General features: G+C 66.6%; 1 protein-coding gene. It reads right to left on the bottom strand.

Features of this window, described 5'->3' with window-relative positions; all coding sequences use genetic code 11:
* Nucleotides 1-176: 176 nt before the first annotated feature.
* Nucleotides 177-10685, bottom strand: coding sequence for an Ig-like domain-containing protein (locus AC2D9V_RS15940; protein ID WP_484715090.1), 10509 nt, complete (start codon nucleotides 10683-10685; stop codon nucleotides 177-179).
* Between the last annotated feature and the right edge of the window lie 15 nt (nucleotides 10686-10700).

Genomic DNA, 10700 nt, shown 5'->3' with positions numbered 1-10700 from the left:
AGTCTAGCCCGAGGTCGTTAACGTCGGATGTCCGCCCCACCGTCCGAGAGGGCGGCCAGGCAGGGCCTGACGGACCCCCAGCGCGTCGTCGACAATGCGCACCTGCAGAGCCTTGCCGTCAAGATGCCATTGCGCGATTTGACGCGACTGTAGCGCAAAGGGTCACGGCGAAGACCTCAGGACCACTGGCTTTCGACATGCTGCGGGTCATAACTGGCCGGAACCGGCGTCAGGTTGATATCCTTCAGCAGCCGCGCACCTTCCGGGACGGTGCCGTCGATGACCCAGAGCTCGCGTCCTTCGGCCTGCGTGGTGCGGGTGAAGTAGAACTCGTCATCCCCGCCGCGGATGAGCGAGGAGATGCTCGCCGAGTCCGTGAAGCTGGTCAGTTGCGTCACGCCGGTCTGGTCGCCCGGCTGGGCGCCGGGGGTGAAGACGAACACCTGATCGATCCCGTTTTCAAAGGCGATCACCCCCACCCGGTCGCTCAGGTCCGCCAGTCCGATCACCACGCCGTCAAGGGGACCGGCGCCCACACCGGGCAGGTCCAGCTTCGTCGCGGTCAGGCCGCTGTCGTCAAGCTGGAAGACGCGCTGCCGACCGTCCGTCGCGTCGCGGGCGGTGAAGAAGAACTCATCCCCGACGGTGGTCAATTCGAAGGGGAAGGCAAAGCTTTCGGGCAGGTCAGGACCGGCCACCGCGACCGGCGCCGAGATGCCGTCGGTGGCGTAAAGCCGCGCCCCCCCAAAGGAGCCGTCGGTCGAGGCGGCGAAGTAGAACCGCCCGCCAAAGAAAGCAGCACTGTTGAAGTCGCCGCCCGAGGTCGCCCCGGGGGCGATGTCGTAGAGGGTCAGGCTGCCCTGGATGTCGGCGGCGGCAAGGTTGATGCTGTGCACCTCGACCCCGGCCCCGGCCCCGGCGTCTGCCGCGTTGTTCAACTGCTTCCAGAAGATCCGGTCGCCCTCGCCGAAGAAGCTTTCCCCTGTCGTGCTGAAGGGCACGATGGGATCATCCTGAAACTGGCCGGAGTAGCCGTTCGGCAGGTCGGCAAGGAAGGTGACGACCCCGCCCTGATAGCGGTAGAGCGACCAGATGTCGTTGGACGGATCCACATCGCTGTTGAACGGGTCGCTCCGATCAAGCGCGCTGAAGATGATCTGGCTGCCGATCGTCGTGGCCGAGCCGATCAGATGGTCGGCCAGCAGCGTTGTGGTCGTCCTGGCGTCAAGGTTGTGGATCAGGATGTCGTTGGTGGCATCCGTCGTCTCGCCGAAGAGGACCTCACGCCCCAGGCCCGCCACCGTCGCGCTGAAGTTGGTGCTGTCTGTGTAAAGCGCCCGGAACCCGGCAGTATCGGCGCGGAGCAGTCCGTTCACGCCGGTTGCATTATCGAAGCCCGTGCCGATCCAGGCGCCGTCAAACGCGATGCCAGGGCCGAGGAAGAGCTCTGCGGTCAGGTTCACCGTCAGGTTGAAGGACTGAGCGGGGAGCGTGCCGCCCTGCGCCGTGACAAGACGCACGCCCGCAAAGCCGAGATCGGCCTGGAAGGCCACCCCGAATTCCGTCGCGACCAGGGACGCGCCGCCCACGGCACCGTTCGCCGTGCCGCCGGTGAAGGCGTCGGTGCCGATCTCGTTGCCCGCGCCAGCGGCGATGTCGTAGACGAAGAGCGTGGGGAAGTCGCCTGCGGTGCTGTCCATGCGGTAGGTCAGCTGGCCGCCCTCCAGCCGCAGCTCGTCGATCTCCTTGAACGAGCCACCCCGGATGATGATGTCGCGCAACTCGGGCGTCCCGGAGCCGTCATCGGGGCGCCAGAGGTAGAGGGTCTCGTTGAAGCCCGTGTCCCAGGTGAAGGCGATGTTGCCCGCCGCATCGGTGACAAGGTCCTCGATCGTGCCGCCCAGGCCATCGAAGATCCCGGCTGTCGAGAAGACACCGTCGCCGTCGGCGTCGGTGGTCGTGTTGATGATCGCCCTGCCGTCGGCGGTGATGGCCGAGAAGGCGACGCCGCCCGTATAGGAAACGATATCGATGCCCTGGCTGATGCCTGATCCCGAGGCGGCCAGCGAGGACGCTGTTTCCAGCGACCCATCTGCGCGCGTTGTCACCGCGAAAATGCGGCCCTCGCTGCCACCGCCGCCTGCATCCGCGGTCCCGAAGAAGAACAGCGTTTCGCCGCGTCCGGTTTCGGCCACGGTCAGCTCTCGCGGCGCAAGCGGGGCTGCGGTGCCGGTGCCACCTGGCACGAATTCGCCGTAGTTGTAGCTCCAGATAACGCCGTTGTTCGACGCAGTGACAAGGAAAAGGCTGTTGTCAAGCCGGAACCCGGAGCCGTCCAGGTAATCGCCCGAGAAGAACAGAGTCTTCTCCGTCAGAGTTACACCTGCAAAGTTCCGCTGCGTGGTTTCGAAGCCGGCGATCTCGCGGATATCCAGCGCCTGCACGACATCGGGTTCGCCAAAGGCCGGGATGAAGGACGTGGGCGCCAGCGAGACCCAGCCGTCTGCCGCCGTCGCGTCCGGCAGGACGACGAACAGCTGTTCAACAAAGCCGAAGCTGCCGTCCTCCAGTGCGGAGTCGACAAAGGCCGCGTAGGCCACGCCATCCCCCATGCCGGTCAGCAGGCTGCGGTCCTGCCCCTGAAGGCCGACCTGGCCGGAATAGGCTCCGTTATGGTCATAGACCATCAGCACGTCAGAACCGCTTCCGGCAGACAGGAAGACGTTTGCATCGCTGACGGCCGACAGCGTGCGGTTTTCAAGGGCAAGCCCTGTGTCAAAGGCCTCCTCTCCCAGGCCTGCCAGTTGCTGCAGGCCAAGGCCGGAGGTTGGCGCATAGCTGAACCAGGAGGTCCCGAAGCTGGCTTCGCCGCGCCAGAAGACCGTATTGCCCGTCTGGGTGATCTCGACCGGGTTGCCATTCGCCGCGCCCGGGTTGATCTCGGCCAAGGCCACGGGGCGCGCGATCGGTATGCCCGAAGGCGGCGTGCCCTGCGCCGGGTCGAAGGCCCAAAGCTCACGCCCGCTTCCGGGTGAAGCACCCGAGAAGAAGAGGCTCCCCGGTCCCGGGGGCGGCGGACCGACGCTGTCGTCATCCTCGATCGTGAACTCGTTCACCTCGGGGCCGACCGTGCCGACCGTGCTGCTGACGAGGCTGACGCGGAAGGTCTCATCCGTTTCGCGCAGCAGATCATCGGTCAGGAAGACCAGCCCGACGGCCTGTGTCTGGCCCGCGTTAAAGACCATCGTGAAGTCGCCGAAGCCTGCCTGCAGGTCGGCGGCGCTGGCGCTGATGCCGGTCAGGCCGCCTTCGACGCGGTAGGTGACGGTGGCCGAATCGGACAGATCGCCTGTCCGGGTGACCGTGACCCCGACCGGGAAGGTGGCCGAGACACCCTCGCGCACGAACGCATTGATCCCCGTGAACGTGGCCATGGTGAAGACCGAAGGCGGGGGAGGCGTCACCGTCACGTTGGCTATTGCGGTATCGTCTTCCAGCTCGGATGCGGTAAGGAAGTTCCCCGGCGTGCTGTCCGGGTCGAAGCGGGTTGCCGTGTGGATTTCGCCGATGATCGCGTTCGTGCCGAGATAGGCATCGGAGAAGCTGTAGGTCGCGGTCAGCGTGACGGAGGTACCGACGCCGAGGTTGCCGAAGTCCCAGATCCCGGTCGCCGCGTCGAAGCTTCCGGTGCTGACGACGACGGGGGCAGTGGGGGTCTGGCCGGAGATCGTGAAGAGCTTGAAGGTGCCCGCCCCGGCGTCCGGACCGCTGTTCGTGACGGTGAAGGTGGCGCTGCTGGTCCCGCCCGCCGACACCTCCGCGTTCGAAACGGTGGCCGCGACCGAAAAGTCGGCCGCCGGGAACCGCACGCTGACCTCTACGCCGGCCGCGTCGTCCTCTGACGTGGGCCCGGTGAAGAAGTTCCCCGGGGTGCTGTCGGGGTCGGCGACATCGGCCGTTGCGATCTCGGCGACGAAGTTGAGTGCGCCAGCGGTGGTGAACCGCAGCGTGACTTCGGCCGCGACCGACTGACCTGGGGCGACCGACGGGAAGGTCCAGAGTTGCGTCGCCGGATCATAGACCGCGCTGCCCCCGCCGGGCAGGGTCACGCCCTCGACGGTGAACCCGGAAAACGGCTGGCCGAAGCGGACCGTGCCGCCCGTGGCATCGGGACCGGAATTCGTGACGGTGACAAGGAAGGTCCCCGTGCCGCCCTCGACAATCGCGCCCGTGCCGTCCGTGCGGACCACCGCCAGCGACAGGTCGGCCGTGGGCGCTATCACCGTTACGCCGACGCTTGCCGCGTCGTCTTCCGGCGTGGGTTCGATGTTGAAGTTCCCCGGCGTGCTGTCGGGGTCTGTTTCGGTTGCCGTCATGATTTCGGCCAGGACGTTCGCGGTGCCGATGCTCGCTTCGTCGAAGACCGGAGAGAATGACAGCGTGATCGAACCGCCGGCCGGGATCACCGGAAGCGTCCAGGTGCCCGTCGCGAAGTCGAAATCCGGCAGGTCATCCGTGCCGAAGAACCCGACGCCGCTGATTGTGGAACCGCCGGGCAGTCTGATCTGCACGGTGCCACCACCGGCGTCCGGGCCGGAGTTGGTGACGGTGACGGTGAAGAACGAGGTCTCACCCACCTTGATCGGATCGTTCGGCCCCTGACGGCCGACGGTCAGACTGAGGTCGGTCTGCCGTTCGCGGACCGTGACGTTCACGCCTGCCGTATCATCCTCGGCCAAGGGGATGGTAAGGAAGTTCCCCGGCGTGCTGTCGGGGTCGAAGACGTCTGCGGTTGCGATCTCGGCGACGAAGTTGAGTGCCCCAGCGGTGGTGAACCGCAGCGTGACTTCGGCCGCGACCGACTGCCCTGGGGCGACCGACGGGAAGGTCCAGAGTTGCGTCGCGGGCTCATGGACCACGGTGCCCCCGCCGGGCAGGGTCACGCCCTCGACGGTGAACCCGGAAAACGGCTGGCCGAAGCGGACCGTGCCGCCCGAGGCATCGGGACCGGAGTTCGTGACGGTGACTAGGAAGGTCCCTGTGCCGCCCTCGACAATCGCGCCCGTGCCGTCCGTGCGGACCACCGCCAGCGACAGGTCGGCCTGCAAGTCGTCATTCAGGATCGTGACCTCGCGCGCGGTCGTGTCGACCGTGCCGACGCTTGCCGAGGTCAGGGCGACGCGCACACTCTCATCGGCCTCGAAGAGCGAGTCGGGTCTTGCAAGGATGGTGAAGGTCCTGACCGTCTCGCCTTCGGCAAAGCTGACGCTGCCACTGCCAAGGCCGGGCAGCATGTCGTCGAGGCTGACGGGGTTCGTGCCCGTCCCGCTGACGGAATAGATCACGTCCGCCGCATCCAGCGCGCCGGTCCGCATGATCGTGAAGGTCACCGACCCGCCCGCGCCGGGCTCCGTGCCCTCGAGCACAGACGTCGCCGACTGCGCGGTGATCGCGAACTGTGGGCCGGCAGGGGGCGCCGTCACATCGATGGTGACGGTGGCGAAGTTGCTGTCACTGACCCCGTCGGAGATGCGGTAGGTGAACGTGTCGGTCCCTACGAACCCGGCGTTGGGCGTGTAGGTGAAGCTGCCGTTCGTCACGACNCTCACCGTGCCGTTCGAAGGATCGAAGAATCCCGTCGCCTGGATCGGGTCGTTGTCGGCATCGGTGTCGTTGGCCAGAAGCCCCGGCGCGCTGATGGTCAGCACCTGCCCGGCCCGCATGGTGAAGGTGTCGTTCACCGCGACCGGGGCGGTGTTCGTCACATCGATGGTGACGGTGGCGAAGTTGCTGTCACTGACCCCGTCGGAGATGCGGTAGGTGAACGTGTCGGTCCCTACGAACCCGGCGTTGGGCGTGTAGGTGAAGCTGCCGTTCGTCACGACGCTCACCGTGCCGTTCGAAGGATCGAAGAATCCCGTCGCCTGGATCGGGTCGTTGTCGGCATCGGTGTCGTTGGCCAGAAGCCCCGGCGCGCTGATGGTCAGCACCTGCCCGGCCCGCATGGTGAAGGTGTCGTTCACCGCGACCGGGGCGGTGTTCGTCACATCGATGGTGACGGTGGCGAAGTTGCTGTCACTGACCCCGTCGGAGATGCGGTAGGTGAACGTATCGGTCCCGACGAACCCGGCGTTGGGCGTGTAGGTGAAGCTGCCGTTCGTCACGACGCTCACCGTGCCGTTCGAAGGATCGAAGAATCCCGTCGCCTGGATCGGGTCGTTGTCGGCATCGGTGTCGTTGGCCAGAAGCCCCGGCGCGCTGATGGTCAGCACCTGCCCGGCCCGCATGGTGAAGGTGTCGTTCACCGCGACCGGGGCGGTGTTAGTCGGCGTCACCGTGACCGGCACCCAGACGACGTCGCCGACGGTGCCCGAGGCATCCTGCGCGCGGTAGTAGAAATTGGCCGTACCATTGAAGCCTGCATTCGGCGTGAAGGTGAGCGTGCCGTCGCCGTTGTCGACGACCGTGCCGCCGCCCCAGTTCGACACGCTGTTCAGGGTGACGGTCTGGTTTTCGTTTGCGGGCTGCGTGTCGTCGGCGAGCAGATCGGCGATACTGATGGTCAGTGGGGTGTCCTCGGCCGTGGTCAGGCCGAGCGCCGCGTCATTGCCCTGCGGGTCGCGCGGGGCATCGTTGACCGAGTTCACGACGATGATGCGGCTGGCCGCGCCGGTGACGGTGGTGCCGCCTTCCACACTCGTGGCGGTCACGGTTACACCGAAGCTGCCGTTGAAGTCTGCCGGTGGGGTGAGGGTAAGGTTGGCTGGCGGGGCACCGGCGAAGGTCCAGGTTGTGCCACTGGCACTCGGCACGCCGGCGCTCAGGACGCTGCCCGCGGGAAGGCCGGTGAGGACGACCTCGGTCAGGGTGCCGCCGGGCGGCGGCGTCACCCGGATGGGCATGGCGATCGAGGTGTCTTCGTCGCCGCCGATGGGGACGACGGTTTCGAACCGCCGCGCAACGATCTCGCCTTGACCGAAGAACGTGGCGATCAGGGTTCCGTCGGCAGCGACGGCAATCGGGTTGCCGCCCGCGCCAGCCCTGTGCAGCTGTTCGCCGGGAAGATCGGCGCTGATCTGCACCGCATCGCCGATCGGCGTGCCCGTGCTGTCGTAGTGGCGGGCCAGGATGTCCCGGCCGTTGGGGCCAAACTCCATCCAGCTGACGACGAAGCCGCCGGTGGGTGTCGCCGCCAGCGCCGGGGTGGCGAAGTTGCTCGCGTTGGGCACCTGAATGGTCGGGCCTGCGGAATTGCCATCCGCATCGAACACCTGGACCTCGACCTGGTTACTCGAGACCTGATAGGCCACCGCGTACCCGCCGTCCGCCAAAGCCGTCACACCGGCGATTTCGACGTCTAGCGTGGGGTAGTAACTTGCCAGCGTCCGTGGGCTGCCAACAGGATCACCGACTGCGTCGAATTGCTGGGCGACGATGAAGCGATGCATCGGCCCGCTGGCGGTGAAAACGAATGCGTTGGACACGACGACATAGCCACCGTCCTGGAGGCCCGCGAGGGAAGAGTATTCGTGGCCAAGCTGAAAATTCGGAAACAAACTGCCGGCATTGTAGCCCCGGACCGGAATCGGAACCGTTTCCCCACCCATCCGGTCACCATCCGCGTCAAAGCGCTGAAGGAAGGTTCCCCCGAAGCTGGCGCCGGAAGTGCTTCTGCCTTCATAGGTGATCGCAAAGCCGCCATCCGCCAGCGCGGCGATCTGCGGGGCCACCTGGGGACCGGCCGTCGTTGTGTTGACAACGAACTCGGCCCCGATCGGCGTGCCCCCAGCGGAATACCGTTGGGCATAGATCCCGGCGCCGCTGCCATCCTGGCCCACCGAGGACCAGGTGATGACGAATTCGCCATTCCTGAGGGCCGCGATGGCAGGATTGCGCTGCTCTCCCGCCGTGAAGGAATTGACCAGGAACTCGGTCCCGTCGGGTGCGCCCGTCGCATCGAAGCGCTGTGCATAGATACCCCAGGACGAGCCATCCTGGCCCTGCGACTCCCAGGTGATGACGTGGCCACCCCCGGCCAGGGCCGCCACGGCACCGGTTTGCTGCGTGTCGGTGGTGGTGGTGTTCACGGTCAGATTGGCCGGATCTAGCGCCCGCAACGGCACGGCCGCGCCGAACAGGATGGTCGGCAGGCTTGGTGCGGCGGTGACCGTGATCGCGGCGGTGCTCTGGTCATCCTCGCCGTTCAGCGTCCCGTTGCCGGGGGTGCTGTCGGGGTCGGTCAGGCTGGCAGAGGTGATCTCGCCGGTGATGCCCAGCGTGCCGGCAGCGGCAAGGACCGCATTGATCGGAATCTCGATGAAGTCGCCCGGCGCGATCTCGCCGAAGGTCAGAAGGCCGGTCGCCGGATCGAAGCCGCTGGCCGGGCTGAAGGTCACCCCGGCGGGCGCGGTCAGGAAGACCGTGCCGCTGGCCGCATCCGGCCCGCTGTTCGTGACGCGCACCAGAAGATCGACGTCGGTCCCGAAAGCGACCGAGTCTGCCGGGGTGTCGAACAGAAGCGACAGCGACAGGTCGGCCCGGGGCGGGGCGACGACGGTGACGGCATTCGCGGCATAGTCATCTTCGGCCGTGTTGGTGTTGCCGGGCGTGCTGTCGGGATCGGGGAGGGTCGCGGTGACGATCTCGGCCGCAAAGCTGCGCGCGCCCGAGGTCAGGCCTGCATCCAGGGCGACCGTCACGAGCAGGCTGGCCGAAGCGCCGGACGCCAGCGCGGGAAAGTCCCAGGTGGCGGCACCGGTGGTCCGGTCCACCGTCACCGTCGGGGGCGGCGCACCACCTTCGGAGGCCACCGACTGAACCGTCGCGCCAGAGGGAAGCACGAAGCGCGCGGTGCCGTCGCCCGCATCCGGCCCGTCATTCGTCACGGTCAGCCGGAAGATCGCGACACCACCCGGCGCGACCGGATTGCCGCCGTCCGCCCGCTCCAGCGTCAGGCTCAGGTCTGCTGCCGGGGGGGCGTCGTCGTTCAGGAACCGGCCTTGCGACACGGTGATGCCGCCCAGCGTCCCGTTCGACACGACCTGCGTCAGCTCAAGCCGCAGAGTTTCATCCAGCTCGACCGCCCTGTCCCCGACCGCGGTGACAAGGATCGGCAGGGCCGCGACACCCGCGTTGAACTGCGCTTCGTACAGCCCCAGCGTGCCGACCGGGCCGTCGCCGACCCGGATGGCGTTGCCGATCACGATGTCATCGGCCGCAACGTCACCCGCGACGGTGAAACGCACGACCGAGACCTGGCCCGTGTCGCCGCTGCGGGTCAGGGTGAAGGTCAGACTGCCGGAAGCGCCCGGGGCCGGGTCGCCCTCGGGAACGCTTCCGGCATCGGCCGACTGAAACCCGATGGCTGGAGGCGGCAGCGGAGCCACGTTGACCGTGACGGTCGCGCGGGGACCAAAGGCAACACCGTCGAACGTGGCGTAGGAAAAGGTGTCCGTGCCGATGAACCCTGCCCGCGGCGTGTAGACGACGTTGCCGTCGCCATCGATCGAGACAGTCCCGTTCCGTGGCCCGCGAAGGGACGCGACCGTCAGGGCTTCGCCCTCGGGATCCCGGTCGTTTGCCAGAACGTCCAGCACAGCGGACCGTCCCGCGGCAACCGTGAAGGTATCGGCAACGGTGACCGGCCGGTCGTTTCGACCGGTAATGGTTATGGTCAAGGTTGCGGTATCGGTCCCACCCGAAGGATCGGCCACCGTGTAGACGAAGGTTTCGGTCAGGGTTTCGCCCGTGTTAAGCCCTTGAACCTCCGCAAGGGCGTTGTCGAGGTCATAGACATAGCGCCCGTCTGACTGCAGCGTCAGAGTGCCGTATGCACCCCGCACCGCCGCCCCGACCAGGCCGCTGTCCCCGTTCAGCTCCGAAACCCGCAGCGGGTCTCGGTCCACATCCCTGTCGTTGCGCAGCACCATGCCCGAAACCGTGTCGCGGTCCTCGGTCATTGCACGGGCATCATCGTTAGCCACGGGGGCATCGTTCCGGCCGACCACCGTGATCGTCAGAATCTGGGTCGCAAAGCCGCCGTTCCCGTCGCTGACCGTCACCCGGAAGGTGTCGGTGCGCGACGCACCTGCGGCCAGTCGCACGTAACCCGGAGCGGTTTCGTCCAGTTCGTACCGGAAGCTGCCGTCTGCCGCGACAGTGAGCTCGCCGAAACGCCCAGCCACCGCGTCGCCCGGCGCGAACACATCCCGGCCCCGCCGGATCGACGTCACGCTCAACTGGTCGTTCTCGGGGTCGCTGTCGTTGGCCAGAAGCATGCCCGTAACCGGGCCCCCGCCACCGGTTGCCACCGCGGAGTCCGAAACCAGAAGCGGCCGGTCATTGCGTCCGACGATCGTGATGGCAAGAGTGGCCGAGGCCATGCCGCCCGCCGCATCCGTGACCGTGTAGGCAAATCTTTCGGTCAGGGTCTGTCCCGCGCGAAGGCCCTGAACGGCTTCCAGGCGATTATCAAGATCATACCGGAAAGTCCCGTCGGCATTCATGCGCAGGATGCCATAGGCCCCTGACACAAGCCCGTTCACGTTCTGGGTCAGCCCGTCAATGGCCGTCACGGACAGGGGCTGCTGACCCCGGTCATCTCTCAGAACACTGCCGGAAATGAGATCGCGGTCCTCACTGATTGTGGCGCGATCATCGGAAACTGTAAGTCTTGGAAACAGCAAAATGCTCTCTCCTGA

It is taken from the genome of Tabrizicola sp. T46 (genome assembly GCF_057219895.1).
This window is presented reverse-complemented; position numbering and strand designations above follow the sequence as displayed.